Here is a 26,076-nt window from a genome sequence, read left to right as displayed (position 1 = left end):
TGATCGCACCGGCCAAGGGCCGGTGGCGCGCAGTAAGGCTATTCGGGATTTCCCTCGCCCGAATCTTCTGCGGTGTCGGCTTCACCCGAAGGCGCTTCCTCGGCTTCCTCGTCCGACTGCGGCTCCGAAATCCGCTCGACCGACACCACCTTCTCACCTTCGGCGGTGTTGAAGATGGTCACCCCCTTGGTGGCACGGCTGGCGAAGCGGATGCCATCGACGGGCACGCGGATGACGGTCCCGCCATCCGATACCAGCATTATCTGATCGTCGTTGCCGACCGGGAAGGTCGCGACCAGCCGGCCGATCTCGGCCACTTTCGAGACATCCGTGGCGCGGATGCCCTTGCCGCCGCGACCCGTCAGGCGGAAATCATAGGACGAGGAACGCTTGCCGTAGCCGTATTCGGTCACCGTCAGCACAAGCTGCTCGTGCATCTTGAGGAATTCGTAGCGCTCGTCGGAAAGCTCGGCTTCCTCGCCGATCTCCTCATTGGTCAGCGCGATCTCTTCCTCCTCGGCTGCACCGCCGGCGGCAAGCCGACGCTCGGATGCCGCACGCTTGAGATAGGCCGCGCGCTCAGCCGGTGAAGCATCTACATGTTCGATCACCGACATCGAGATCACGCGGTCGGTTTCGGCCATGGCGATGCCGCGCACGCCGACGGAATTGCGGCTCTGGAAGACGCGCACATCGGAGACCGAGAAGCGGATGCACTGGCCGGAATTCGCCGTCAGCAGCACGTCGTCATTGTCCGTGCAGGTCTCGACGCCGAGGATTTCGTCGCCTTCTTCCTCCAGCTTCATGGCGATCTTGCCGTTGCGGTTGACCTGGACGAAGTCGGACAGCTTGTTGCGTCGCACGGTGCCGCGCGTGGTCGCGAACATCACGTCGAGCTCGCCCCAGCTCGTCTCGTCCTCCGGCAGCGGCATGATGGTGGTGATGCGCTCGCCCTGCTCGAGCGGCAGCATGTTGATCAGCGCCTTGCCGCGCGACTGCGGGTTGCCGACCGGCAGGCGCCAGACCTTTTCCTTGTAGACGATGCCGCGCGAGGAGAAGAACAGCACCGGCGTATGCGTGTTGGCGACGAATAGCCGGGTGACGAAATCCTCTTCCTTGGTCGACATGCCGGAGCGGCCCTTGCCTCCGCGGCGCTGCGCCCGGTAGAGCGACAGCGGCACGCGCTTGATGTAGCCGGAATGGCTGACCGTGACGACCATGTCCTCGCGCTGGATCAGGTCTTCGTCTTCCATGTCCGCCCCGCCCTCGGCGAGTTCCGTGCGGCGCGGCGTGCCGAACTCGTCGCGGACGGCGATCAGCTCGTCCTTGACGATCTGCTGGATGCGCGCGCGAGAAGACAGGATGTCAAGGTAATCAAGGATTTCAGCGCCGATCTTGTTTAACTCGTCGGCGATCTCGTCGCGGCCGAGCGCGGTCAGGCGCTGCAGGCGCAGGTCGAGGATGGCGCGGGCCTGCTCCTCGGATAGATTGTAGGTGCCGTCCTCGTTGATGCGGTGGCGCGGATCATCGATCAGCTGGATCAGCGGAGCGACGTCGTGCGATGGCCAGCGCCGTTCCATCAACTGCTCGCGCGCCGTCTGCGGATCTGGCGCGGTGCGGATCAGCTTGATCACCTCATCGATGTTGGCGACGGCGATAGCGAGACCGACCAGCACATGGGCGCGCTCGCGCGCCTTGCGCAGAAGATATTTCGTGCGCCGGCTGATAACCTCCTCGCGGAAGCCGACAAAGGCCTTCAGCATGTCGATCAGCGTCAGCACTTCCGGCTTGCCGCCGTTCAGCGCGACCATATTGGCGCCGAACGAGGTCTGCAGCGGCGTGAAGCGGTAAAGCTGGTTCAAAATGACATCGGCGACCGCCTCGCGCTTGAGCTCGACGACGACACGGTAGCCCTGGCGGTCGCTCTCGTCGCGGATGTCGGAGATGCCCTCGATGCGCTTCTCGCGCACGAGTTCGGCCATCTTCTCGATCATCGCCGCCTTGTTCACCTGATAGGGAATCTCGGTGATGATGATCGATTCACGGTCGTTGCCGCGCGCCTCGATGTTGACGCGGCCGCGCATGACGATCGAGCCGCGGCCCGTCGAATAGGCATTGTAGATGCCGGAGCGGCCAAGCACGATGCCGCCGGTCGGGAAATCCGGACCGGGCACGATCTCCATCAGCGCAGGCAGGTCGATCGCCGGATTGTCGATGATGGCGATGGCGCCGTTGCAGACTTCGGCCAGATTGTGCGGCGGGATGTTGGTGGCCATGCCGACGGCGATGCCGCCCGAGCCGTTGACGAGCAGGTTCGGGAAGCGGGCCGGCAGCACCTTGGGCTCGGTGGCGGAGGCGTCGTAGGTGTCCTGGAAATCGACGGTTTCCTTGTCGATGTCCTCCAGCAGCTCATGCGCAACCTTGGTCAGCCGGGACTCGGTGTAGCGCATCGCCGCCGGCGGGTCGCCGTCGATCGAGCCGAAATTGCCCTGACCGTCGATCAGGGGCACGCGCAGCGACCAATCCTGGGCCATGCGCACCAGCGCGTCATAGATCGAGGCGTCGCCATGCGGATGGTATTTACCCATCACGTCGGCGACCGGGCGCGCCGACTTCACATATTTGCGGTTCCAGTGATAGCCGCTCTCATGCGAGGCATAGAGGATGCGGCGGTGCACCGGCTTCAGGCCGTCGCGCACGTCAGGCAGCGCCCGACTGACGATCACGCTCATGGCGTAATCCAGATAGGAGCGCTGCATCTCCTCGATGATCGAAATCGGCTCGATGCCGGTGGGGCCGCCCTCCGGCCCGCGCGGTGTCTTCTGGTCGGTCAAATCAGGTCACAATCCAGTCGGGAATCACTCGCCGCTTATATAGGAAGCCGGGCTGAAACTCCAATGGCTACCACACTTTTCCAAAGACAATTTCGGCGGCAATTTCAAATGGATACCGCTGATTGCGACGATATGGCCAAAGCCACACTTTGAGCTCGCAGGCCAAGTCGATCCCGAACGGCCTTGGCTAATGCCCGCGTCTGCCCGCCCGTTTGCAGCGGTAGGCGCCGGGCGCTTCTCCCATCTCGCGCCGGAACCTCCGGTTGAAGGTCGAAAGGTCGTTGAAGCCGGCATCGAAAGCAATCGTCGAGATCGCTTCGTTCGACGCGCACAGCCGCACCGCGGCCCGATGCAGCCTGGTCCTCAGCAGGAACTGATAGGGCGTCATGCCGGCGACATGACGGAACGTGCGCAGGAAATGATACGGGCTGGTCGCCGTGCCGTCGGCGAGTTCGGTCAGCGAAAGCGGGCGATCGGCGTTGAGCTCGATCAAACGCACCGCCTCGGCTACGCGTTTCTGGTCGCGGGCGCTGGGTGTCCAGGCAACCTCGGACGAATTGGCCGCAGCCCCGACCACCGCGCAGGCAATGCGCAGACCGAGTTCCTCGAACGCCTCGCCGTCGCCCGTTTGCTGCGCCGCCTCCGCTTGCGCCAGCAACGGCGCCAGCACCGGCAAGGGCGGCAGGCGTGGGTCGGCAAAGCCGAGCCGGCTTGCGCCCGGCACATCGGCGACGACGCGCTCCATATAGGCCGGCGAAAAATGGAAGGAGAGGCAGCGGTCGCCGGCGCCGTGCTCGTGGCCGCACTCGTAGCAGGCGCCCGGATTGCCGAGCAGGATGGCGCCTGGAGCAAGCATTGCGGTGCCTTGGCGCGTCCGGTAGCGGAACGTGCCTCTGGTCACGGCGGCGAGGCAGAAACCGCGATGCTGTTCCTCAAACGGGCGGTCGCCGGCGCGAGCCGTGCAGATCACGTCGGACACCTGCCAGCCATGCCCTGAGGCCAGGTTTTTCTCAGTCGTCGCCATCGCGAAAAAATAGCAATTTTTCCCAAGCCCAGAACCCCGCCATGCCCCTATTGCTCGCCTCTCCTGACAAACGAGGCAGCAACCATGACCGATCCCTTTGCCGAAGCCCTGCACAGCGACGCTCCCAATCCGGATCTCGCCGAGAAGCTCAAACTCTACGGCCGCTTCATCGGCGCCTGGACCTTCGACGCCACGCGCACGCTGGAGGACGGCACCAGGTTAACCGGGCGCGGCGAGGTGCATTTCGGCTGGGTTCTGGAGGGCAGGGCGGTCCAGGACGTCTGGATCCTGCCGGCGCGGAATGCCGGGGTGCAAGCCTCTCTCGGGCCATGGACCTTCTACGGCACGACGTTGCGCGTCTACGACCCCGGCGCGGACGCCTGGCATATCTTCTGGAGCGATCCGCGCAACCAGTATTACAGCCGCCAGCTCGGCCGCGCCGAAGGCGACACAATCGTGCAGATCGGCGCCGACGGCACCGGCTCCTCGGTGCGCTGGAGCTTTTCGCACATCACCGAGAACGCCTTCCGCTGGCTTGGCGAGCGTTCGCATGACGGCGGCAAAACCTGGCGCATGGAGGTCGAGTTCCTGGCGCGGCGCTCGACTCCAGCCTGACCGATCAACCACCTGTAATCATGGAGAAAACGATGCTTGACCATATCTCGATCGGCGTCCGCGACTGCGACGCCTCGAAACGCTTCTACGACGCCGCTTTGGAGCCCCTCGGCTACTCGTGCCTCAGCCAGTCACCCGGCTCGCTCGGCTACGGCGCCAGGACCGTAGAACTCTGGGTCAATGAGGCCGGCCGGCCGGTCCCGGCCGACGCGGACTCCGGCCTGCACTTCTGCTTTGCCGCACCGACACGCGCCGGCGTCGACGCTTTCCATGCGGCGGCCTTGCTTGCGGGTGGCAAGGACAATGGCCGGCCCGGCCTGCGCGTCGCCTATGGCGACAACTACTACGCCGCCTTCGTAATCGACCCTGACGGCTACCGGCTCGAGGCTTATTGCAGCAAAGCTGAATAGCCGGCTGAAATCCTCCCGTCCTGTTCCCACCGCTCCCGCTTTGCTCTACGAATGCAGGGCTTGGGCTTCGCCAGGCGGGAGGGGACCAGCGATGCCGAGCTTCGACACCCTGTTCAACGCCTTCGTCACCATCCTGGTGACCATCGATCCGCCCGGGCTGGCACCGCTCTTCCTCGCCGTCACGCGTGGCATGAACCGGGACGAGCGCCAGCAAGTCTCGGTGCGAGCTTCGGTGATCGGCTTTCTGGTGATGGCGTTGTTCGCCGTCGCCGGCGCCTCGATCCTGTCGGTGTTCGGCATCACGCTGCCGGCCTTCCGCGTCGCCGGCGGCTTCCTGCTTTTCTTCATCGCCTTCGAAATGGTGTTCGAGCGCCGTCAGGACCGCAAGGAGAAGATCGGCGACGTCGCCATCACCAAGGACATGATCCACAACATCGCCGCCTTTCCGCTGGCGATCCCGCTGATCGCCGGTCCCGGCGCGATATCGGCGACAGTGCTGCTGTCAGGACACTTCGAGGGCTTTGCCGCGCAAGCGGCGCTGGTCGGCATCATCGCGATCTGTCTTGTGCTCACCTTTCTGGTGTTCGTGCTGGCAGAGCGCATCGACCGCATCCTCGGTCAGACCGGCCGCTCGATCCTGACGAGGCTGCTCGGCGTCATCCTGGCGGCGCTTGCGGTGCAGTTCGTCGCCGACGGCGTCAGGGCGCTGATGGCTGCCTGAGCAGCATCCCTACTGCCTTATTTCACTGCTGTATCGACCACCTCGAAATCATGCGTGACGGCCGCCGTCTTGGCCATCATCGCGGTGGCCGAGCAGTATTTCTCGATCGACAGGTCGATCGCCCTTTTCACCTTGTCGTGCGACATCGCGCGACCCTTGACGATGAAATGCATGTGGATGCGGGTGAAGACGCGCGGTTCCGTCTCGGCACGATCCGCGTCCAGCTCGACCACGCAGTCCTCGACCGCCTCGCGACCTTTTTCGAGGATATGGACCACGTCGTAGGCCGAGCAGCCGCCGGTGCCGATCAGCACCAGCTCCATTGGGCTCGGCCCTGGCGTCCGGCCTTCCGGCCCACGCGCCGTGCCCAGCACGACTTTGTGACCGCTGCCGGACTCGCCGACAAAGGTGCGTTCCTCAACCCATTTGACGCGTGCTTTCACGATGATCTTCCTTAGACGCTGCTTTGCAAGCGGACTATCGCCGCAACTATCAACTATAGGCAATTCCGGACGGAAAACCGCGACGCACTTTCGCTCGAAATTGTTTATTGGCCGAATACGACCGTGTGCATGATGCGGCCGGGCACCAACGTGAAGATGCCGGCGCCGATCAGCGCAAATAGGTAGAGCTTGATCATGGCGCTGCGATGCGCGGCCACTTTATGGGTGTGCGCATACCAGACCGCCAGCGGGGCGGTGACAACCACCAGGATCGACAGGATGTGGATCGGGCTGAACGGCCCGATCAGGCGTATCCGCTGGATCCAGAAGCTCGAGACGGCGACGACCAGCATCAGCGCGGCCCAGGCATAGCCCAAGACGCGGTGGCGTGTCGTGCCTTTCGGCAATGCCAGTTGCGCCCCGCCTATCGCCAGCGCGGCGAAGGCGGCGAACGCGTGCCATGGAATGGGAGGAGGCGCTGTCAGCAACGGTCCGAGCGACATCGCGCCTTCCCCTCAAACGACGATTGCGAGACCTTCAGAACGGAATCTCGTCATCCAGCTCGCGCGATGAACCACCGCCACCGCCCCTGGAACCGCCACCGCCGCCACGGCTGAAGCCTTCGTTCGGGCCCGACTGGCCGAAATCGGAACCCCGGCTGTTGCCGCCGCCGGCATAACTGCCGACCTGGCCGCCGCCTTCGCCGCGCGCGTCGAGCATCTGCAGCTCGCCACGGAATTTCTGCAGTACGACCTCGGTCGTGTAGCGATCGTTGCCGGTCTGGTCCTGCCATTTGCGCGTCTGCAGCTGGCCCTCGACATAGACCTTCATGCCCTTCTTCAAATACTGCTCCGCCACCTTGGCGAGCTGGTCGTTGAAGATGACGACATTGTGCCACTCCGTCTTTTCCTTGCGCTCCCCGGAATTCTTGTCGCGCCAGCTTTCCGACGTGGCGATGCGGATGTTGACGACCGGGTCGCCCGAATTCAGGCGGCGGATTTCAGGGTCCGCCCCGAGATTGCCGACCAGAATGACCTTGTTGACGCTACCCGCCATCGTACTTCTCCGCGCTCATCCGAAACAAATTTTAAGTCGCTCACCTTACAGCCTGCGGTTCGCCCATGCCCGCGAAGGCTGGCTTTTCCCACAAGGTTTTTGTTCTCTCTTCGTTCTAGTCTTGACCGCTGTTTCTGTCAAGGAATGTCAGCAACAGGTAGTATTCCTGGGCAGGAAACAAGGGGGATATCGGAATGAACGTTGTTTCGCATGAGGATCAGCCGCGCGAAACGTGGCGCGCCGGAGTCGAAACCCGCATGCATGTTGCCGCCGCCAATGGCGCGGCGGGCCTTTGCATATTCGAGCAGTGGGTCGGACCGGGTAGCGGCGCACCAACGCATGCGCACAAAGTCGAGGAAGTACTGACGGTGATTGCCGGCGAAGCCGAAATGTGGGTCGACGACCGACGGGCCGTGCTTGCCGCCGGGCAGTCCCTGATCATTCCCGCGCACCGCAAGCATGGCTTTCGAAACGTAGCTTCCGGCACGCTTCACATCCATGCCGTGCTCGCATCGCCAATCTTCGAGGCAAGCTTCGACGGAGCGGCGGAGCCGGTGAGACGCTGGACGGCCTAAAACGGCGCTTGCCAAACCAATAAGTATCGACTTATGCTTTGTGCATGATCGAAGCAGAGATTTTCCGGGCGCTGGCCGATCCGACACGCCGGGCCGTCTACGAGCGGCTCGCGGCCGGCGAATTGACGGTGTCCGAGCTGCGCGCCGGCGTGAGCGTGTCGCAGCCGGCCGTCTCACAGCATCTTGCCGTGCTGCGCGGCGCCGGACTGGTGATCGAGCGGCGCGCCGGCCGCAACGCCTATTACCGCGCCGACCCGCAAGGACTCGATCCCTTGCTCGGCTGGATCGAACGCTACCGCGCCTTCTGGCCGGAGCGCATCGAGCGTTTGAAGAGGGTTCTGAAGGAAATGGACCAATGACGATTGCCAAACACCCGGCAGCGGCCAACGCGCCGCTCAGCTTCGAATGCGAGCTTCCCGATCCGCCGGAAAAAGTCTGGCGGGCGCTCACCGAGCCGGAACTGCTCGCCGCGTGGCTGATGCCCAACGACATCAAGCCGGCGATCGGTGAGCGCTTTGCCTTTGCCGGACCAAACGCGCCAATCGAGTGCGAAGTGCTCGAGGCCGACCCCGGCAAGCTGCTGCGCTATTCCTGGCGCGAGCGACCGGGCGTGGACGCTGCCGACCGGCTACCGGCATTCGACGGCCCCATCTTCGACAGCATTGTCACCTTCACGCTCGCGCGCACGGTTTCCGGCGGCACGCATCTCAGCATCGTCCATGATGGTTTCGCGACGGTCGCGCAACCTGTCGTCGCCGTTTCCGGCGCCCGCTGCCGGATTTCGCTCGACGCGCGCAAAAGCCCAGCTGCCGCCAACGCGCCAAGCATGGCGCTGCGCGCGGCTTGACCAAAGAACGAGGAGATCTGCGATGAGCGCCTTTGCCAATCTCGTGCCGATGGTAATCGAGCAGTCGAGCCGCGGCGAGCGCGCCTTCGACATTTTCTCGCGGCTGCTCCGCGAACGCATCGTCTTCATCAACGGCGAGATCAATGACGGCGTGTCGGCGCTGGTCTGCGCGCAGCTCCTGTCGCTGGAATCGGATCATCCCGACAAGGAGATATCGATCTACATCAACTCGCCGGGCGGCGTGGTGACCAGCGGCTTCGCCATCTACGACACCATGCAGTACATCTCCTGCCCGGTGTCGACGGTGTGCATGGGCTTTGCCGCCTCGATGGGCTCATTCCTGTTGATGGCAGGCTCGCCCGGTCGGCGCATCGCGCTGCCCAACACCAGGATCGTGCTGCATCAGCCGCTCGGCGGCTTCCAGGGCCAGGCCTCCGACATCCAGCGCCACGCCGAGGACATCCTGCGCACCAAGCGCCACATGACGGAGCTGTACGCCAAGCATTGCGACCGGACCTACGACGAGGTCGAGCGCACGCTCGACCGCGACTATTTCATGACCGCCGAGGAAGCTAAGGCCTGGGGGCTCGTCGACCATGTCTACGACACGCGCAAGAAGGCGGCCTGACCGCGCGGCAAATTGATTGCGGCGCATCTGGCCTCGCCTTCGGCGCGCCTCTATAGTTCGCGCATGATCCGAGCGCGTTCCTTGACGAATCTGGGTTTTGCCGTTGTCGCAGTCGCCGGCGTGCTTGCGGTCGGCACCGCCGCTTTTGCCGACGACAATTCGACACAAAAACTGCCCGGCGTGAGCAGCGACTACCGTATCGCCAAGCCCGCGCCGCAGCCCGAGCCTGACGACGCACTGCCAGCCGGCAGCAACGGCACGTTCAAGATCGGCGACACCGATGTCAGGATTTCGGGCAGCATAACCATCGACATGGCAACGGGCGCCATCAGGCCTCCCAACCACTGAAGCTTACCCCGCATTGCGGACGCCGGCGACGGACCTCCGGCTCGCAAAATGCAAGCCCCGCCACTGCTTCCGCAGGTGGACGGGGCTTTCATGGATCTGAAACCCAATTTTAGCCGGGAGTGGACTGCCGGCGTTCTGTTTCGGATGCAACGCGGCTTTCAGCCGACGATCCGACTATGGTCTCTGATTGTAGGAATCGGCAGGTCACGTTTTTCGGGAGGCGCTCACGCCTACCCTGGCACTATGCCCGCCGCGGCTCCATCGCTTCGTGGAGCCTCAAGGGACTGTCCGGTGGCGTCATGCTCCGCTCCTGGTCCGTTGTGGCAATGTCGTCCGAAGCGCAAATCGCTGAAGCCTGCGGCGTCTCGCAGGCCACCTCTGGGTGACGAGGCCATCGACAGACGGCCGGCTTCGTTGACGCCTTTGAGACTGCCCCCATGGGTCCGAGACGTCAACCGTTGAAGAGCCGGTTACAGAAAAATGTGATCGATCGGAGGTTACGTCCAGGTAAGGTCGAATGCCTTCGACTGATCGGTCGCGACGGTTTTTGCAGCCGCTGTTTCCACAGCGCTTTGTCAGGAGGGTGTTCGGCCTTTGTTCTTTCCGCTTGCCCGCTCGCGCGAAAGGCGGTTAAACGCTTTGGTCGAGATTGTGGCGTCTCTCGACGCGGCGACGAGATTACCTACATAGGGGATGGCCGGGACAAACCCGCCAATCCAGCAAATTCCAGACCTGAGGCGGCGACCGGCGATGGCCGACCAAAAATATCTTTCCATTCGCGGCGCGCGCGAACACAATCTCAAGAACGTCGATCTCGACCTGCCGCGCGACAGCCTGATCGTCATGACCGGCCTGTCGGGATCCGGCAAGTCGTCGCTTGCCTTCGACACCATCTATGCCGAGGGTCAGCGTCGCTATGTCGAAAGCCTTTCGGCCTATGCCCGCCAGTTCCTGGAAATGATGCAGAAGCCGGACGTCGACCAGATCGACGGCTTGTCTCCCGCCATCTCGATCGAGCAGAAGACGACGTCGCGCAACCCGCGCTCGACAGTCGGCACCGTCACCGAAATCTACGACTATATGCGCCTGCTCTTCGCCCGCGTCGGCATTCCCTATTCGCCGGCCACCGGCCTGCCGATCGAAAGCCAGACGGTCAGCCAGATGGTTGACCGCGTGCTGGCGCTGGACGAGGGCACGCGTCTCTACCTGCTGGCGCCGATCGTGCGCGGCCGCAAGGGCGAATACCGCAAGGAACTTCTGGAGCTGCAGAAGAAGGGGTTCCAGCGCGTCAAGGTCGACGGCGTCTTCTACGAGATCGCCGACGTGCCGGCGCTGGACAAGAAATACAAGCACGACATCGACGTGGTCGTCGACCGCATCGTAGTTCGCGGCGATCTGGCGACGCGGCTTGCGGATTCGATGGAGACGGCGCTGAAGCTCGCCGACGGGCTTGCGGTGGCCGAGTTCGCCGACAAGCCGCTCGACGCCAGCCGGACGGGCGAGGACTCGGTCAACAAGTCGAAGAACGAGACGCATGAGCGCATCATGTTCTCGGAAAAATTCGCCTGCCCGGTGTCCGGCTTCACCATTCCCGAGATCGAGCCCAGGCTGTTCTCCTTCAACAATCCGTTCGGCGCCTGCCCGACCTGCGACGGCCTCGGCAGCCAGCGCGCCATCGACGCCAACCTCATTGTGCCGGACGAGAATGTCTCGCTGCGCGACGGCGCCATCAGCCCGTGGGCGAAATCGACCTCGCCCTATTACGCGCAGACGCTTGAGGCCTTGGGCAAGGCCTATGGCTTCAAGCTCGGCGACAAGTTCAAGGATCTGAGCGCCGAGGCGCAGCAGGCCGTGCTGCACGGCACGGGCGAGCGCGAGATCACCTTCCAGTATGACGACGGCCTGCGGTCCTACAAAACGACCAAGACCTTCGAGGGCGTCATCCCCAACCTCGACCGGCGCTGGAAAGAAACGGAATCGGCCTGGATGCGCGAGGAGATCGAGCGCTTCATGTCGGCCACCCCCTGCCCCGCCTGCAACGGCTACCGGCTGAAGCCGGAAGCGCTCTCAGTCAAGATCGCCGGCAGGCACATCGGCGAGGTCACGGAGCTGTCGATCCGCAAGGCCGACCGGTGGTTCACCGATCTGCCGGCGCAGCTCAACGAAAAGCAGAATGAGATCGCCGTCCGGGTGCTGAAGGAAATCCGCGAGCGCCTGCGTTTCTTGAACGATGTCGGCCTCGACTATCTGACGTTGTCGCGCAATTCCGGCACGCTGTCGGGCGGCGAGAGCCAGCGCATTCGTTTGGCCTCGCAGATCGGCTCAGGCTTGACGGGCGTGCTCTACGTCCTGGACGAGCCGTCTATCGGTCTGCACCAGCGCGACAATGCCCGCCTGCTCGATACGCTGAAGCACCTGCGCGACATCGGCAACACGGTGATCGTCGTCGAGCATGACGAGGACGCCATCCTGCATGCCGACTATGTCGTCGATATCGGCCCGGCCGCCGGCATCCATGGCGGTGAGATCATCGCGCAAGGCACGCCGCAGCAGATCATGGCGACGCCCGCCTCGATCACCGGCAAGTATTTGTCGGGCGAGCTCGAGGTCGCGACGCCGGCGGTGCGCCGCGAGGCGAAAAAGAACCGGCGTATCAAGGTCGTCGGCGCGCGCGGCAACAATCTGAAAAACGTCACGGCGGAGATCCCGCTCGGCACTTTCACCTGCGTCACCGGCGTCTCCGGCGGCGGCAAGTCGACCTTCCTGATCGAGACGCTGTTCAAGGCGGCCTCACGCCGCATCATGGGCTCGCGCGAGCATCCGGCCGAGCATGATCGCATCGAGGGCCTGGAGTTCCTCGACAAGGTCATCGATATCGACCAGTCGCCGATTGGCCGCACGCCGCGCTCCAACCCCGCCACTTATACCGGCGCCTTCACGCCGATCCGCGATTGGTTCGCCGGTCTGCCGGAGGCTAAGGCGCGCGGCTATCAGCCGGGCCGTTTCTCCTTCAACGTCAAGGGCGGCCGCTGCGAGGCGTGCCAAGGCGACGGCGTCATCAAGATCGAGATGCACTTCCTGCCCGACGTCTACGTCACCTGCGACGTCTGCCATGGCAAGCGCTACAACCGCGAGACGCTGGACGTGCTGTTCAAGGGCAAGTCGATCGCCGACGTGCTCGACATGACGGTCGAGGAAGGCGTCGAGTTCTTCTCGGCGGTGCCCGGCGTGCGCGACAAGCTCGAGACGCTGAAGCAGGTCGGGCTCGGCTACATCCATATCGGCCAGCAGGCGACGACGCTCTCAGGCGGCGAGGCGCAGCGCATCAAGCTGGCCAAGGAACTGTCGCGCAAGGCGACCGGCAAGACGCTCTACATCCTCGACGAGCCGACCACCGGCCTGCATTTCCACGACGTCGCCAAGCTGCTCGAAGTGCTGCATGAGCTGGTCGACCAGGGCAACACGGTGGTGGTGATCGAGCACAATCTCGAAGTCATCAAGACAGCCGACTGGGTGCTCGACCTCGGCCCCGAGGGCGGCGACGGTGGCGGCGAGCTGGTCGCCTCCGGCACGCCGGAAGCGATCGTGCGCGAAAAGCACAGCTACACCGGCCAGTTCCTGAAGGAGCTTCTGGAGCGGCGCCCCGGGGGCAAGCGCGAAGCGGCCGAGTGAGCGAGTGGGTCGGCAAGCGTTTGGAACAGTCTCAAATGAAGATCAGGCAAGCGCTTGCAGGTGATCTCCAAGCTGTCGTCGCGATAACCACGGACGCCTACGCCCCCTATACCGCCCTGTTCGGCGCGCCGCCGATCCCGGTGACCGAGGACTATGCACCCCGCATTGCGCGCGGCGAGGTCTGGCTGCTGGAGGATGGTTCCGATCTGGCCGGGCTGCTTGTCCTCGAGCGGCACGACCATCATGCCATGATCTTCAGCGTTGCCGTTTCGCCGGCCTTCCAGGGCAGGAAGCTCGGCATCAGGCTGCTCGACTTCGCCGACGAGCAGGCGCGGTCATGGAGCGTGCCGGAGGTGCGGCTCTACACCAGTTCGCGCATGGAGCGGAACATCGCGCTCTATTCGGCTTACGGCTATCGGGAGACGGGTCGCCGCGCCAACCCATACCGGCCAGGATGGATATTGGTCGACATGGCCAAGCCGGTCGACAAAGCAGCCTGAGCCGTACTCAAAACTCGGAGGAGGAAGACGATGAGCCAAGGAAAGATCCGCTCCGGCATGGGCGGCTGGACCTTCGAGCCCTGGGACACCTCCTTCTATCCGGACAAGCTCGCCAAGGCCAAGCAGTTGCACTTTGCCAGCCGCCAGGTGCCGAGCATCGAGGTCAACGGCACCTATTATTCCAGCTTCAAGGAGCCGACCTTCGTCAAGTGGGCGAACGACACGCCGGAGGGCTTCGTCTTTTCGCTCAAGGGCAACCGCTTCGTCACCAACCGCCGCGTGCTTGGCGAGGCCGGGGAATCGATAATGCGCTTCCTCGGCTCGGGCATTGTCGCGCTCGGCGACAAGCTGGGACCGATCCTGTGGCAGTTCGCGCCGACGAAGAAATTCGATGCCGACGATCTCGAGGCCTTCCTGAAGCTGCTGCCCGAGAAACAGGACGGCGTGCCGCTGCGCCATGCGCTCGAAGTGCGGCATGACACCTTCATCGTGCCGGAATTTCCGGCTCTGGCGCGCAAATACAATGCCGCCATCGTCTATGCCGACCACGCCAAATATCCGGCGATCGCCGACGTCACCGGCGATTTCGTCTATGCCCGCCTGCAAACCGGCAGCGACGACAATCCCGATTGCTACACGCCGAAAGGGCTCGACGAATGGGCGGGCCGCGTCAAGACCTGGGCGGAAGGCGGGCAGCCGGCCGACCTGCCGCGCGCCGATCCCAAGACCGACGCGCCGGTCAAGCCGCGCGACGTGTTCGCCTATTTCATAAGCGAGGGCAAGGTGCGTGCGCCCTTCGGTGCCATGGCGCTGATGAAGCGGGTGGCGGCCTAAACTGGCGCGGCTCTTTGTTGGAACGCCGGAAGTTTGCCCGGCGCGGCACGCCGTCGGCAGTTGGCTTGTCGGAACCTGCCGGCCATGTTGACCGTTCTGTCCCAGCCGATCGCGAGGTCGGCGGAGGGTTATCTCGCCGAAAGATCGGTACGGCGACCTCGCGAAACGCTCGCCACATCCCGCAGCGTCGGAAAGGAGCGAGGGAAGATGACCGTCATCCTCGGTGCGTTGCTTACCATCGCAGGCGTCGTCTACATGGCAGGCGCCACTTTGAGGCGCGGACGCCTGAGTGACCCGGCATCTACAGCGCCGGACCGTCCGGCGCCGAACCTGGCAACACCAGGCCCCACACTGGAGCCGCGGCGACGCGGACTCCGTTTCCTCGGCCTATCTCAGAATTGGCCAGGTCTGGTGATGATGGCAGTCGGCATCATACTGCTGTTGTCGGTGTTCGTCCTCTGACCTTACGGAATGTCGGAGTCTTCCCTCGCAGCCGCGTGCTCGACATCCACCGCTGCGCTTGAAGCTCAGAGCAATTCCGGAACGGTTAAAGTCTTGCGGCTCAAGCCGTCAATGGTGCCCGATTACTTCGTTATAGGCGTCGAGGTCGACGTAAAAAACCTTGGTTATTTCGCCGAGCAGATCATCCTCGTCGTAGCCCTGCGACATCAGGATGTTGATCGCCGTCATGATATCGACGCGCTCGGTCAGCCGCCGCTTCTGATAGTCCTCGACAAAACGTTCCATCGCCTTCCCCTGGCAAGCTTTTGTTGGACGCATCGACCGACAATCACTGCGGGGAAAGCTAGGCGAGCTTGCTTGCGCGGACCTTGCGGGCGGAGCCCGCGCCATCCCCCTTCATCTCGACTGATACGGAAAGAGCCCGACTCACCAAGGCCATGCAAAGACTAGCATGCGCTATTGGCCACACCAGAGCCGTCGAACACTTCGTCATCCTTCCGCGTAACGACGCGAACCGGAGCGAAGACCCAAGGATCCATTCCGTTACTTGGAAGCGTCATTAATGGTGCATAATCCGCAATGATCTAGGCGTCCGCACGAGGAATCTATTCTGCATCGCGAGACCGGCGACGGCGTGCGTAGCTTCGGCCGCATCACCAGCGCCCGCCCGATGGCGAGCTGCCGCTGGTCGCCGCACAGGTCGCCGCCGCGCCGCGAAGGCATTTGCTTCAGCACCGCAAACACCTCGAAGAGATGTTGCGGACGCCGCGCCGAAGCGGCGCGAAGCCGGACTTCAGATTTCGCGCACCGTGAGCAGCGGAGAAATCTCCCTGCCCTGCGGCACGATGCGATGCCCGACCGGGCGCGGTCATACGCCGCGCTCCGGTCGAGCGCCTTCCCCTCGAAGGCAACCCTTCCGCTCGTCAACCGGTGATGGTTGACGATCCGATCTCATCAAACTTGGTTGCAAGCGACGTGCCAAACGCGGACGCATGCGGGGATCAGGAGAAATAGTTATTAAATACAAACACTTAGCTCTTGATAAGCGAATAAAACGACGCCGATCAAGCACCCTGGGTTTGAGAAAACATTGCGCAGCTCTGCCTAGATTTTACCCAAATCATGAAATTGCCCAATGCTTAATCTCGTCTCCGTGCCGGCACTCGCCGGCCAGTTGCGGGGCAGCGGCAAAATGGGGCAAGGTCGCCGCCGAAATGAGCGACCGCATGGCCTTCCCGATTCGCATTCTTCTGAGCTTGCTGCTTCTTGCGCCGGCCGTGGGCAAGGCCGGCGCGGACTTCGCCGAAGGCAAGCTTCCGGACGGCGTCTATCATTGCGAGGTCTATCTGCTCGGCCTCTTCATCAATCTCGGCGACATCACCATCAAGGGCAATGTCTATAGCGGCCCAGTGACCTTCGGCACGTCGGGAACCTACAACTACCAGATGGACGCCAATGGCGAGATCAGCTGGCTCGGCCCGCTCGGCGGCTATACGAGCGGCGGCAACTCGATCTCGCTGACACAGGCGACGCTCGACGATCCAGGCGCTCCCTCCTTCGACATCATCATGAAGCAGCAGGACGGCGCCTTTACCGCCTCCACCTGCACGAAACATTGATCGAACAAGGAACTTCGCTTCGATGCTGCGCACAACCTGCCGCTTTATCTGCGGGTCACCGGCCGACAGCCGAGGGGCAGTTGAAGCGGAAACCGCCTAAGCAGTGACCGCGACTTCCAGTGCCAGGCGGGTCATGTCGGTGAACAGCGCCTGGCGTTCGGAATACTCGGTCTGCTCGTCGGCGGCGACGTGGTCGACCACGGTCAGCAGCGATAGGGCGCGCGCGCCGAACTGCGCCGAGATGCGGTAGAGCGCGCTGGTTTCCATGTCGACTGCCAGCGCGCCGAGCGCCCTGGGCTCGTCGAAGCGGGCGCGGCCATCGGGATGATGGAAGATGTCGCTGCAGACGGTCAGGCCGGCGCTGCAGGCAATGCCGAGATCGGCGGCCCGCTGCAGCGCCAGCGCATGGAGCGCCTCATCGGGGCCGGCCGGCTGGTAAAGTCCGAACACCTGCCCGCTGATTGGGCCCTCGGCGCGCACGGCGCTTGAAACGACCAAGCCCCGCAGCGGAACGTCATCCGACAATGCGCCGCATGTTCCTGTGCGGATCAGCGTCTTCACGCCATGATAGTCCAGCAACTCATGGGCATAGATCAGGAAAGAAGAGACGCCGATGCCGGTTGCCTGGATGCTGACCGGCTTACCGCGGAAACGGCCAGTGAAGCCGAGGGCGCCCCGACGGAGATTGATGCAGCGCGGCGCCTCCAGAAAAGTTTGCGCCATCCACTGCGCGCGCTCGGGGTCGCCCGGCAGCAGCACCGTTTCGGCATAATCTCCCCTGCCCGCCTCGATGTGCGGCGTCACGCGCTATCACCCCCATGACAGGACCCATCCGATCGCCATCATGGCAGGCTCGCTGCAATGTGCAAGCGGTAGCTGTTTAAGACATGTCGCCTAAAAGGGCGCAGCGCTTTTGGGGAAACGACCTGCATCAAGCAATGATCTGAAGCGCGTCGCCTGATCTGCTTCACCGATGCGCTTTAAGATTCCAGCACGTCTTTGACGATCGTCGCCAGTTGCTTGAGCGAGAATGGTTTGGGCAGGAAGCCGAAATGCGCGTCGGCCGGCAGGTTTTTGGCAAAGGCGTCCTCGGCATAGCCGGAAACGAAGACGAATTTTATGTCCGGCTGGCGCTTGCGCAATTCGCCGAGCAGCGTCGGCCCGTCCATTTCCGGCATCACCACATCGGACACCACGATGTCGACCTTGCCGCCGAGCGCCTCGAAGACCTCCAGCGCCTCGACGCCGGAGGAAGCCTCGTGAACGGTGTAGCCGCGCGAAGTCAGCGCCCTCACGCCGCCCATGCGAACGGCGTCCTCGTCCTCGACCAGAAGCACGGTCGCCGAACCTGAGAGGTCCTTCGCCGTGTCGGCCGGCTTGGCTGGAGCTGCCGCCGCCGCAGTGTCGGCAGGCTCGCTCGCCTTCTTCACCTCCGTCACGTGACGCGGCAGGAAGATGCGGAACACCGTGCCTTTGCCGACTTCGGAATCGCAGTAGATGAAGCCGCCGGTCTGCTTGATGATGCCATAGACCATCGAGAGGCCAAGGCCCGTTCCCTTGCCGACCTCCTTTGTGGTGAAGAACGGCTCGAATATCTTCTTCAGCACCTCCGGCGCGATGCCGCTGCCCGTGTCCTCGACCTCGACCAGCACATAATCTGCCGGGATAAGCTCGCGATACGGGAAGGATTTGCACTCCTCGGCCATGACGTTGCGGGTGCGCACGGTAAGATCGCCGCCGGTGGGCATCGCATCGCGCGCGTTGACGGCGAGATTAACCACCACCTGCTCGAATTGGCCGATGTCGACCTTGACCGGCCACAGATCCCGCCCGTGGTCGATCTTTAGCCTGATATCGTTGCCCACCAGGCGGGCAAGCAGCATGCGCAGATCGGCAAGCACATCGGTCAGGTTGAGAACTTCCGGCCGCAAGGTCTGCTTGCGCGAGAAGGCCAGCAACTGCCTAACAAGCGACGCCGCCCGGTTGGCGTTCTGCTTGATGTTCATAATGTCGGGGAAGGACGGGTCCGACGGCCGGTGGTTGGTGAGCAGGAGGTCCGACGCCATGATGATGGCGGTGAGCACGTTGTTGAAGTCGTGCGCGATGCCGCCGGCAAGCTGGCCGACCGCCTGCATCTTCTGGCTCTGCGCCATCTGGCCCTCGAGCGCCTTCTGCTCGGTAGTCTCGACGGCGTAGACGATGGCCGATTCCTCCGCACCCTCGCTACCGGCCCCGTCGGCGACGGCATTCACGTAGAAGCGGATGTGGCGCTCCTCATGCCCGGGCAGCAACGAGTCGATCGGCTCGATATTGGCCTGCCGCTGCCGCGCCTTCTCGAAGGCGGCGGCGAAGGCCGGCCGGTCGCGTTCATGCACCACGCTCTCGAAACGCACGCGCCGGTCGACAGCGTCTCGGTCGACGACGGACGAAAACAGCGACAGGAACGGCGCATTGGTGCGCAGGATGCGCCCGCCGGCATCGACGCCGGCTATCGCCATCGGCGTCGAGTTGAAGAAACGCGTGAAGCGCACCTCCGAGGCGCGCAGGTCGGCGGACGCGTCCTCTCCCTGGGTGCGGTTGAGCACGATGGTGCGCGTCGGCCCGTTCACTCCTTCGCGGCTTGCCGAAACGCGGTGCATGAAGCGGACAGGCAGTGCCTGGCCGCTCATTGTCGTCAGATCAAGGTCGATGACGGCGTTGCGCGTGGCGCCGGGATCAGCCTTGACCGAGCGGACGAGCGCCATGCCGTCGCCGGCGACGATCTCCGGCAGCGTGACCGCGCCCGGGGTGAAGCTGGCAAGGTCGATGCCTAGCCATTCGGCAAGCGTCGCATTGATATAAGTAACGCGGCCTTCCTGGTCGGCCGAGAAGAAGCCTGCGGGCGCGTGGTCGAGATGGTCTATCGCCTTTTGCAGGTCGAGGAAGAAACGCTCCTGTTCCGCCCGCTCCTGCGAGATGTCTGCGATCTGCCAGGCAAGCATCGGCAGCCGCTGGCCCGGCACATTGAAGGCGCGGGCACGGACGCGGTACCAGCGCGCGCCCGGCTCGGCCCCAGGCTTGATCGACTGCGCCAGGCGAAATTCACCGTCGCCAGCCTGGCCGTCGCGCAGGCCGGACGCCAGCCGGTAGATGGTCATTGAAGCCTCGGGGACGTCCGAAAGCAGCCCCTCGACCGTCTTGAGGTCCGCCGCCGAAGCGGCCCCCGTCATCTCGGCATAGGCCCGGTTGGCGTAGATTACGCGACCCTTGGTGTCGGTGACCAGGAGGCCTTGCGACATTGAATCGACGAACGCTTTGGACAGCTCGTCGCCGGTTGAACGCGGGGCGATCTGCACGAAGCCGATCGCCGTCGCGAACAGAAAGCCGACGCCGATCATGGCGAGCACGCCAAGCATGCCGAGCAGGAACGGATCGCCGAGGCGCTCGCGGAACAACCCGAAAACGACCGCCGCGCCGGTCAAAACGACGATGAAGATGATGAGCCTGGCGATGGCGCCCGGACGCGTGTTTTGGTCGACGATCGGTACCGGATAGAAATCGCCGCGCGTTTCCTTGGCCATGTGCCCCCTGCTCGTGATTCCGATGCCCCGACACCCGCGAACGGCCGGTTGAATCACATTCTCCTGTAGCGGAAAAGGCCCGGACGGCAAATGTCCGATAAAATCAACGATTCATGTTTCAAACTGTTCACGATGGGTGATGTCGCCTTGCGGAGGCTAGTCCCTAAGGTCTAGTGTCGCGTCACTTCAAAGGCGATTGGGTGCACCGATGCTGCAGTGGCTGGATAGCGTAGCGGGGCCGGGTTATGTCGCTGCAATTCTATGGACGTTCGCGGCCCTTGTTCTGCTGGTCGTGGTCCTGCTCGTCATCAAGGTAGTCCGCAACCTGACTTTCGGCACCTTCGTTGCCGGAGGCCGGAATCGCAAGACACGGCTCGCCGTCATGGACGCCACCGCTGTCGACAGCCACCGCCGGCTGGTGCTGGTGCGGCGCGACGATATCGAACACCTCATCCTGATCGGCGGCCCGACTGATGTCGTGGTCGAACGAGACATAAGGCTGGCAGCACCTCGCCGTCCGGCGCTGACCGGAGACAGCGGCCAGCAGCAGGCCGCCGCGCCGCGCCCGCGGGCGCCTCAGCCCGCACCCGCCCCGGCCAGGCAGCCGACCGCACCGGCGCCGGCTCCCGTGAGCGAGCCCGTGTCGCGCCCGCGCGCGGCGCCCCCTCCGGCAAAGCCGCCGGTACCGCCTCCCCCGGCCGCGAAAGTCATGCCGCTCCCTGCGTATGGGACGAATGGCACTGGCCGGCAGGCCCCGCCGCAGCCCTCCAACGACTCGATCGACGACACACTGATGCACGAGCTCGAGGCATCGTTGGAGGAGTCCCATTCCAAACCGGCAAGCAAGCCGGCGGCGAAGCCCTCGCTCGATGACGAGATGACCAAGCTTCTCGGCGAGCTGGCCAGCCACAAACGCTGACCCCCAAAGGATTGCCGCTCAAAAAAGAAAATGGCCGGAAAGATCCGGCCATTTTCGCAAAACCTGCGTCTGTCCCAACCCGCGTCAGTCGTCGCGGTAGACCTTCTCGCGGCGTTCGTGGCGCTCCTGCGCCTCGATCGACAGCGTCGCGATCGGGCGGGCGTCGAGCCGCTTCAGCGCGATCGGCTCGCCGGTTTCCTCGCAATAGCCATAGGTGCCTTCGTCGATCCGCTGCAGCGCGGAGTCGATTTTCGAGATCAGCTTGCGCTGGCGATCGCGGGCGCGCAGTTCGATGGCTCGGTCGGTTTCGGAAGAGGCGCGGTCGGCTAGGTCGGGATGGTTGGCGTTTTCTTGCTGGAGGATTTCGAGTGTTTCACGCGCTTCGCGAAGGATGTCATTCTTCCATGTGATAAGCTTCTGGCGGAAGTATGATTTCTGCCGTTCGTTCATGAACGGCTCGTCTTCGGAGGGTACGTAATCGGCGGTAACGATGTCGTTCATTCGACTCACCCAACAACCCCAAATTTGGCGCCTATATATTCGCGGACAAGGGGCTGCACAAGCGGAAACAATAACAGTTTCACGCATTTGTTAGTCTTCGCAGCAGCAGGCATTCGCGGCGGCCATTTCTCAACGGTCGGGATCGAAATCATCAGCGATTCGGCGCGGTTGCGCGTCCTATGCCATTGTGCACGACACCGTTCTGGTGACTAATCGCCAAAACGCTCAGCGTATTCAACATAAAGGGGGAGCCGGTTGAGCAGACTTTATCTGTTGAGGCATGCCAAAGCCGGATGGGCGCTGCCCGGTGTTCGTGACTTCGATCGTCCGCTCGACGAATCGGGCATGGCCGACGCTGAGGCGATGGGTGACGCCATGCGGGCCCGGGACTACGTGCCGGATGTCACGCTCTGCTCCAACGCCAAGCGAGCACGGCAGACCCTGGAAGGCCTTGCGGGCCGCACCGACACCGGCCGGGTGCTGTTCTTCGACACACTCTACAGCGAAGATGCCGCCGGTTACCTCGAAATCATTCGTAAGAACGGCGGGGCCGGCTCATTGCTGGTGATCGGCCACAATCCGATGACCGAGGACCTGGCCATGGCGGTGTCGGGCGACGGCGATGAGACCGCGCGAGGCATGCTCAACCACGGCTTTCCCACTTCCGGACTCGCCGTCGTGCGTTTTCCCGGCAATCTCGGTGAAGCAGGTCAAGGCCGTGGTTATCTCGAGGCCTTTCTCAGTCCCGCCGATCTCTGACACCATTTCAAACGCCTTGCCCAAGGCCTATATCGGGCCCTGACGGGCGACCCAGAGGCAGATTTGGCATCATCGCTGACCACTTTCACCGACGAGGCGAGGATTGCGCTCGACACGTTGTCGGGCCGGGCCGCCGGGCTCTTCTCCCCATCCCTGCGACTGGGCGTCACCGGCCTCTCCCGCGCCGGCAAGACGGTGTTCATTTCCGCTCTCGTCCATAACCTTATCCATGGCGGGCGGCTGCCGCTGTTCGAAGCGCAAAAATCGGGCCGCATCGCCCGCGCCTTGCTCGAGGAGCAGCCGGACGACGCCGTCCCGCGCTTCCAGTACGAGGACCATGTCGCGGCCCTGGTCGACGACCGTGTCTGGCCGGATTCGACGCGCGCCATTTCAGAGCTGAGGCTGACCATCGAATACGAGTCGGCCTCCGGCTGGAACCGGCTGTTTTCGGCCGGAAAGCTGTCGATCGACATCGTCGATTATCCCGGCGAATGGCTGCTCGACCTGCCGCTGCTCGGTAGATCTTTCGCCGATTTTTCGCGCGAGGCGGTGGAGCTGGCCGCCCTGCCGGTCCGCTCCGACCTGTCACAGGCGTGGCAGGAGCTGGCCTCCTCGGTCGATCCGGACGCTGACGCGGACGAGATGACGGCGCGCCGTCTCGCCGAAAGCTTCGCCGCCTATCTCACGGCCTGCAAGCTCGACGAACGTGCGCTGTCGACGCTGCCGCCGGGTCGTTTCCTGATGCCGGGCGATCTCGAAGGCTCGCCGGCGCTGACCTTCGCGCCGCTGATGAAATTGTCGGAACGGCGCCGCCCCGGATCGCTGCAGGCGATGATGGAGCGCCGCTACGAAGCCTACAAGACCCATGTCGTAAAACCGTTCTTTCGCGAGCATATCACCCGGCTCGACCGCCAGATCGTGCTGATAGACGCCATGCAGGCGCTCAACGCCGGCCCGGCCGCCATGGCCGACCTCGAACGGGCCGTCACCGAAATCCTCTCCTGCTTCCGACCCGGGCGGGGCAATTTCGTCACCGACCTGTTTTCGAGGCGCATTGACCGCATCCTGGTGGCGGCGACCAAAGCTGACCAGTTGCACCACGAAAGCCATGACCGGCTGCAGGCGATCGTGCGCCGCCTCGCCGACCGCGCGGTGGCGCGGGCCAATTTCAGCGGCGCCGATGTCGATGTGGTCGCCATGGCGGCGGTGCGCTCGACCCGCGAGGGCATCGTGAAGCAAGGCCGCGAGACATTGCCGGTGATCATCGGCACGCCCTTGAAAGGCGAGAAGATCAACGGCGAGACATTCGACGGCAAAGCCGAAACAGCCATATTTCCCGGTGACTTGCCGGAAAAGGTCGATCCCGTGTTCGACGCTTCCGGGCAGCAGGCGGAACACAATGAACCGGCGATCCGTTTCGTGCGCTTTCGTCCGCCGAAGCTCGAGCGGACGGCCGAAGGCGTCACGCTGTCTTTGCCGCATATTCGCCTCGACCGCGCGCTTCAGTTCCTGATCGGAGATCGTCTGGCATGAATCCGCCCCGCAAACCGGCGGCCTTCCGCATCGAGCCCGAGCCCGCGCCAAGGCACGAGGCGCCGCAGAAGCATCGCACCGAACAGCCCCTGCGCAGGCCACGCGCCGCCAGGGCCGATGTCGCCGTGGTCATTCCCTCGGAGATCGACGTTTTCGACCAGCCGGATATTGAGCAGGGTCCGCCGCCACAGGCGACCGCTCCAAGGAGGCGCACGCTGCTGGCACGCCTGTTTTTCGGAGCTTTCGGCGTGCTTGTCTCGCTCGCGGTGGGCCTGTGGACGGATCAGCTCATCCGTGATCTTTTCGCGCGCGCCGAATGGCTGGGCTGGCTGGCGGCCGGCATGGCGGCCATCGCGCTTTTGTCGCTGCTTATCGTCCTGATCCGCGAGTTCCTCGCCATCGCACGCCTCGCTGAGGTCGAGAAACTACAGCGACGGGCCGTGGATGCGGTTGCGCGCGACGACCCCAAGGCCGCGCGCGTTTTGGTCGACGAGCTTTCCGCCTTTGTCGCAGCTAAACCGGAGACTGCGGCCGGCCGCCGCTCGCTCGCCGAATTGCGAGGCGAGATCATCGATGGCGCCAATCTGGTGCGGCTCGCCGAGACCGAGATTCTGTCGCCGCTCGATGCCCGCGCCAAGATGATGATCCTGGAGGCCGCGAAGCGCGTCTCGCTAGTGACGGCGGTCAGCCCGCGCGCGTTGGTCGACGTCGCCTATGTCGTGTTCGAAGCCGGCAGGTTGATCCGGCGCCTGTCGGAACTTTATGGCGGCCGTCCCGGCACGCTGGGCTTCTTCCGCCTGGCGCGCGGTGTGCTTGCCCATCTCGCGGTGACCGGCTCGATCGCCGTCGGCGACAGTTTCGTGCAGCAGATCGTCGGCCACGGCCTTGCCGCGAAGCTCTCGGCAAAGCTTGGTGAAGGCGTCGTCAACGGCATGATGACGGCGCGCATCGGCATCGCGGCGATGGAAACGACGCGCCCGCTGCCGTTCATTGCGGTAAAGCGACCGGGGCTAGGCGATTTCCTCTCGGCATTGACCTCGTTCGCGACGCGAAAGGATGGCCGAAGCGAGCAGTAAGGTGAATGCAGAAACGGTCGCCAGTGACGAAGCATTAACCAATCTTCTTCATGGTCACTCTGGTTCCAACAGCAGACTCGTTCGTGCCGGGTGTTGTCAATGAGAAGCGTAATCTTGTCCTGCGTCATGACCGCAACGGTTGCGGCCGCCGTACCGCTCGGCCTCGTCGAAAGGGCCTTTGGAGCAGAGGCTGACAAGCAGTTTTTCCGCTCGGTCGAAGGCAAATGGGTCGGCCCTGGCGAAATCATCGCCGGCAAATACAAGGGCACGAAATTCACCTGCAATTTCAACGGTTCCACGCCGGACGGCAAGGTCGGCATGACGCTAGACGGCGACTGCCGGGTCGGCGTCTTCACCCAGAAGATGTCGGCGACGGTCGAACGCCGGGGCCGGGATGGCTACAAAGGCACTTTCATGGGCGGCTCGACCGGCAACGGCATGGACATTGTCGGCGGCAATGTCGTCGATCCCCAAAAGGTCGTCTTCACCATTAACCGCAATCAGTTGAACGGCGTCATGCAGGCGCGCGTTCCCGACGACAATTCGATGACCGTGACGGTCGCCGTGCGCGTCGACAAGCAGCTGGTGCCGGTCATCGGCATGAGCCTAAAGCGGGTCGACACGGTCGAAGTCGGCTCGATCGCGAAGAACTGAGCAAAGGCGATCGAGGAAGACAAAAGGCGGCAGCCAATGGCCACCGCCTTCTTTCGTTTTGACTTGGCTCAACCCTTGATGGCGGCAGTCACTTCGTCATATGCCTTGCAGGCTTCGTCCAGCGTCGTGGCATTCTGATATTTCGTCGTCACGGCCTGCACCTTGGCCGTCAGATCAGCCGCCTTGCTCGGATCCTTGGTGATTGCTTCCTGAAGCGCGGCAGCCATGTCCTGCGCCTTCTTGGCGGCGATCTCCTGTGTGCACTCCGGTCCCTTCGAACAGGCCGAAACGGCCAGCGCCGCAACGCCAACGGCAACGAGCAAAAACTTCTTCATGTCAGTCATCTCCTCAAAAAAAGGCAGCGGCCCATCGCCGCTGCCCTCCAATGGCTGAAGCTCCATAGCCAAAGCCTACCGGCCTTAACCTTTGATTGTGGCGGCGCGCAACGACCGGGCTCCGTAAACTTGTGTACGAAGCTGCAGCGGG

Annotated in this window: 28 protein-coding genes; 18 read left to right on the top strand and 10 right to left on the bottom strand. The window is 63.5% G+C overall.

Annotation, left to right across the window (positions count from 1 at the left end; all coding sequences use genetic code 11):
* Positions 1 to 38: 38 nt before the first annotated feature.
* Together gyrA and A9K66_RS03625 are read right to left on the bottom strand one after the other, a co-directional pair.
* Entirely contained in the window at positions 39 to 2,834 is a 2,796-nt protein-coding gene (gyrA, locus tag A9K66_RS03630) for a DNA gyrase subunit A (RefSeq protein WP_067319763.1), read from the bottom strand.
* Between the two features lie 187 nt (positions 2,835 to 3,021).
* The gene (locus A9K66_RS03625) at positions 3,022 to 3,858 is read right to left on the bottom strand and encodes an AraC family transcriptional regulator (protein WP_067319762.1); all 837 of its coding nucleotides are present in this window, start codon (positions 3,856 to 3,858) and stop codon (positions 3,022 to 3,024) included.
* Between the two features lie 84 nt (positions 3,859 to 3,942).
* On the opposite strand from A9K66_RS03625, the gene A9K66_RS03620 reads away from it, so the two are divergent.
* The 3 genes from A9K66_RS03620 to A9K66_RS03610 all read left to right on the top strand — a co-directional run bounded on the left by A9K66_RS03620 (position 3,943) and on the right by A9K66_RS03610 (position 5,604).
* Positions 3,943 to 4,473: a hypothetical protein gene (locus A9K66_RS03620; protein ID WP_067319760.1), complete on the top strand. Its 531-nt coding sequence runs from the start codon at positions 3,943 to 3,945 to the stop codon at positions 4,471 to 4,473.
* Positions 4,474 to 4,505: 32 nt separating this feature from the next.
* Positions 4,506 to 4,883 (top strand): VOC family protein, encoded by a 378-nt coding sequence (locus tag A9K66_RS03615; protein WP_067320139.1) that lies wholly within the window; start codon positions 4,506 to 4,508, stop codon positions 4,881 to 4,883.
* Between the two features lie 91 nt (positions 4,884 to 4,974).
* A complete protein-coding gene (locus A9K66_RS03610) occupies positions 4,975 to 5,604 on the top strand; it encodes a MarC family protein (protein WP_066992466.1) in 630 nt (209 codons plus the stop codon).
* Between the two features lie 17 nt (positions 5,605 to 5,621).
* On the opposite strand, the gene A9K66_RS03605 is transcribed toward A9K66_RS03610, so the two are convergent.
* The 3 genes from A9K66_RS03605 to A9K66_RS03595 form a co-directional block, all read right to left on the bottom strand.
* The gene (locus tag A9K66_RS03605; RefSeq protein WP_067319759.1) at positions 5,622 to 6,047 is read right to left on the bottom strand and encodes an OsmC family protein; all 426 of its coding nucleotides are present in this window, start codon (positions 6,045 to 6,047) and stop codon (positions 5,622 to 5,624) included.
* A 104-nt stretch (positions 6,048 to 6,151) separates the two neighbouring features.
* Positions 6,152 to 6,550, bottom strand: a complete 399-nt coding sequence (locus A9K66_RS03600) for a DUF2306 domain-containing protein (protein ID WP_067319757.1) — start codon at positions 6,548 to 6,550, stop codon at positions 6,152 to 6,154.
* 34 nt (positions 6,551 to 6,584) lie between these two features.
* A complete protein-coding gene (locus A9K66_RS03595) occupies positions 6,585 to 7,103 on the bottom strand; it encodes a single-stranded DNA-binding protein (protein ID WP_067319755.1) in 519 nt (172 codons plus the stop codon).
* Positions 7,104 to 7,297: 194 nt separating this feature from the next.
* Between A9K66_RS03595 and A9K66_RS03590 the strand changes: the two genes are divergently transcribed.
* The 9 genes from A9K66_RS03590 to A9K66_RS03550 all read left to right on the top strand — a co-directional run bounded on the left by A9K66_RS03590 (position 7,298) and on the right by A9K66_RS03550 (position 14,969).
* Entirely contained in the window at positions 7,298 to 7,678 is a 381-nt protein-coding gene (locus tag A9K66_RS03590; RefSeq protein ID WP_066992456.1) for a cupin domain-containing protein, read from the top strand.
* A 44-nt stretch (positions 7,679 to 7,722) separates the two neighbouring features.
* Complete coding sequence (locus tag A9K66_RS03585; protein WP_067319753.1) at positions 7,723 to 8,037, top strand: metalloregulator ArsR/SmtB family transcription factor; 315 nt, start codon at positions 7,723 to 7,725, stop codon at positions 8,035 to 8,037.
* Positions 8,034 to 8,525, top strand: coding sequence for an SRPBCC domain-containing protein (locus A9K66_RS03580; protein WP_067319751.1), 492 nt, complete (start codon positions 8,034 to 8,036; stop codon positions 8,523 to 8,525). The genes A9K66_RS03585 and A9K66_RS03580 overlap by 4 nt, the downstream gene beginning before the upstream one ends.
* A 22-nt stretch (positions 8,526 to 8,547) precedes the next feature.
* A complete protein-coding gene (locus A9K66_RS03575) occupies positions 8,548 to 9,153 on the top strand; it encodes an ATP-dependent Clp protease proteolytic subunit (RefSeq protein ID WP_067319749.1) in 606 nt (201 codons plus the stop codon).
* An 81-nt stretch (positions 9,154 to 9,234) separates the two neighbouring features.
* Positions 9,235 to 9,501 (top strand): hypothetical protein, encoded by a 267-nt coding sequence (locus A9K66_RS03570; protein ID WP_095825348.1) that lies wholly within the window; start codon positions 9,235 to 9,237, stop codon positions 9,499 to 9,501.
* A gap of 750 nt (positions 9,502 to 10,251) precedes the next feature.
* Positions 10,252 to 13,173 (top strand): excinuclease ABC subunit UvrA, encoded by a 2,922-nt coding sequence (gene uvrA, locus A9K66_RS03565; RefSeq protein WP_067319747.1) that lies wholly within the window; start codon positions 10,252 to 10,254, stop codon positions 13,171 to 13,173.
* Positions 13,174 to 13,208: 35 nt separating this feature from the next.
* Positions 13,209 to 13,673 carry a GNAT family N-acetyltransferase gene (locus A9K66_RS03560; protein WP_067319745.1) on the top strand — a complete coding sequence of 155 codons (465 nt, stop codon included), beginning with the start codon at positions 13,209 to 13,211 and terminating at the stop codon, positions 13,671 to 13,673.
* Between the two features lie 30 nt (positions 13,674 to 13,703).
* A complete protein-coding gene (locus A9K66_RS03555; protein WP_067319743.1) occupies positions 13,704 to 14,507 on the top strand; it encodes a DUF72 domain-containing protein in 804 nt (267 codons plus the stop codon).
* 207 nt (positions 14,508 to 14,714) lie between these two features.
* Complete coding sequence (locus A9K66_RS03550) at positions 14,715 to 14,969, top strand: hypothetical protein (protein WP_067320133.1); 255 nt, start codon at positions 14,715 to 14,717, stop codon at positions 14,967 to 14,969.
* A 108-nt stretch (positions 14,970 to 15,077) separates the two neighbouring features.
* On the opposite strand, the gene A9K66_RS29045 is transcribed toward A9K66_RS03550, so the two are convergent.
* Positions 15,078 to 15,254, bottom strand: coding sequence for a hypothetical protein (locus A9K66_RS29045; protein WP_082953673.1), 177 nt, complete (start codon positions 15,252 to 15,254; stop codon positions 15,078 to 15,080).
* 941 nt (positions 15,255 to 16,195) lie between these two features.
* Here A9K66_RS29045 and A9K66_RS03545 point away from each other — a divergent pair.
* Positions 16,196 to 16,588 carry a hypothetical protein gene (locus A9K66_RS03545; RefSeq protein WP_067320129.1) on the top strand — a complete coding sequence of 131 codons (393 nt, stop codon included), beginning with the start codon at positions 16,196 to 16,198 and terminating at the stop codon, positions 16,586 to 16,588.
* 96 nt (positions 16,589 to 16,684) lie between these two features.
* On the opposite strand, the gene A9K66_RS03540 is transcribed toward A9K66_RS03545, so the two are convergent.
* Both A9K66_RS03540 and A9K66_RS03535 read right to left on the bottom strand, forming a co-directional pair.
* Complete coding sequence (locus A9K66_RS03540; protein WP_066992426.1) at positions 16,685 to 17,392, bottom strand: purine-nucleoside phosphorylase; 708 nt, start codon at positions 17,390 to 17,392, stop codon at positions 16,685 to 16,687.
* Between the two features lie 176 nt (positions 17,393 to 17,568).
* Complete coding sequence (locus A9K66_RS03535) at positions 17,569 to 20,148, bottom strand: PAS domain-containing sensor histidine kinase (protein ID WP_067319741.1); 2,580 nt, start codon at positions 20,146 to 20,148, stop codon at positions 17,569 to 17,571.
* A gap of 208 nt (positions 20,149 to 20,356) precedes the next feature.
* Here A9K66_RS03535 and A9K66_RS03530 point away from each other — a divergent pair, with 208 nt between their 5' ends.
* Complete coding sequence (locus A9K66_RS03530) at positions 20,357 to 21,067, top strand: flagellar biosynthetic protein FliO (RefSeq protein WP_067319739.1); 711 nt, start codon at positions 20,357 to 20,359, stop codon at positions 21,065 to 21,067.
* 84 nt (positions 21,068 to 21,151) lie between these two features.
* Here the strand turns inward: A9K66_RS03530 and dksA are convergent, their stop codons facing one another.
* Positions 21,152 to 21,568 carry an RNA polymerase-binding protein DksA gene (gene dksA, locus A9K66_RS03525; protein ID WP_040972254.1) on the bottom strand — a complete coding sequence of 139 codons (417 nt, stop codon included), beginning with the start codon at positions 21,566 to 21,568 and terminating at the stop codon, positions 21,152 to 21,154.
* A 255-nt stretch (positions 21,569 to 21,823) separates the two neighbouring features.
* Here dksA and A9K66_RS03520 point away from each other — a divergent pair, with 255 nt between their 5' ends.
* The 4 genes from A9K66_RS03520 (at position 21,824) to A9K66_RS03505 (ending at position 25,590) form a co-directional block, all read left to right on the top strand.
* Positions 21,824 to 22,327: a histidine phosphatase family protein gene (locus tag A9K66_RS03520; RefSeq protein WP_067319736.1), complete on the top strand. Its 504-nt coding sequence runs from the start codon at positions 21,824 to 21,826 to the stop codon at positions 22,325 to 22,327.
* Positions 22,328 to 22,390: 63 nt separating this feature from the next.
* Positions 22,391 to 23,860, top strand: a complete 1,470-nt coding sequence (locus tag A9K66_RS03515) for a YcjX family protein (RefSeq protein WP_067319734.1) — start codon at positions 22,391 to 22,393, stop codon at positions 23,858 to 23,860.
* Positions 23,857 to 24,936 carry a YcjF family protein gene (locus tag A9K66_RS03510; protein ID WP_067319732.1) on the top strand — a complete coding sequence of 360 codons (1,080 nt, stop codon included), beginning with the start codon at positions 23,857 to 23,859 and terminating at the stop codon, positions 24,934 to 24,936. Before A9K66_RS03515 ends, A9K66_RS03510 begins: the two co-directional genes overlap by 4 nt.
* 126 nt (positions 24,937 to 25,062) lie before the next feature.
* Positions 25,063 to 25,590 (top strand): hypothetical protein, encoded by a 528-nt coding sequence (locus A9K66_RS03505; protein ID WP_245299552.1) that lies wholly within the window; start codon positions 25,063 to 25,065, stop codon positions 25,588 to 25,590.
* 68 nt (positions 25,591 to 25,658) lie between these two features.
* Here A9K66_RS03505 and A9K66_RS03500 read toward each other — a convergent pair whose 3' ends face one another.
* Positions 25,659 to 25,925: a hypothetical protein gene (locus A9K66_RS03500; RefSeq protein ID WP_067320126.1), complete on the bottom strand. Its 267-nt coding sequence runs from the start codon at positions 25,923 to 25,925 to the stop codon at positions 25,659 to 25,661.
* Positions 25,926 to 26,076 lie beyond the last annotated feature (151 nt).

Source organism: Mesorhizobium sp. AA23, assembly GCF_001672435.1.
Lineage (GTDB): Bacteria > Pseudomonadota > Alphaproteobacteria > Rhizobiales > Rhizobiaceae > Mesorhizobium.
This window is presented reverse-complemented; position numbering and strand designations above follow the sequence as displayed.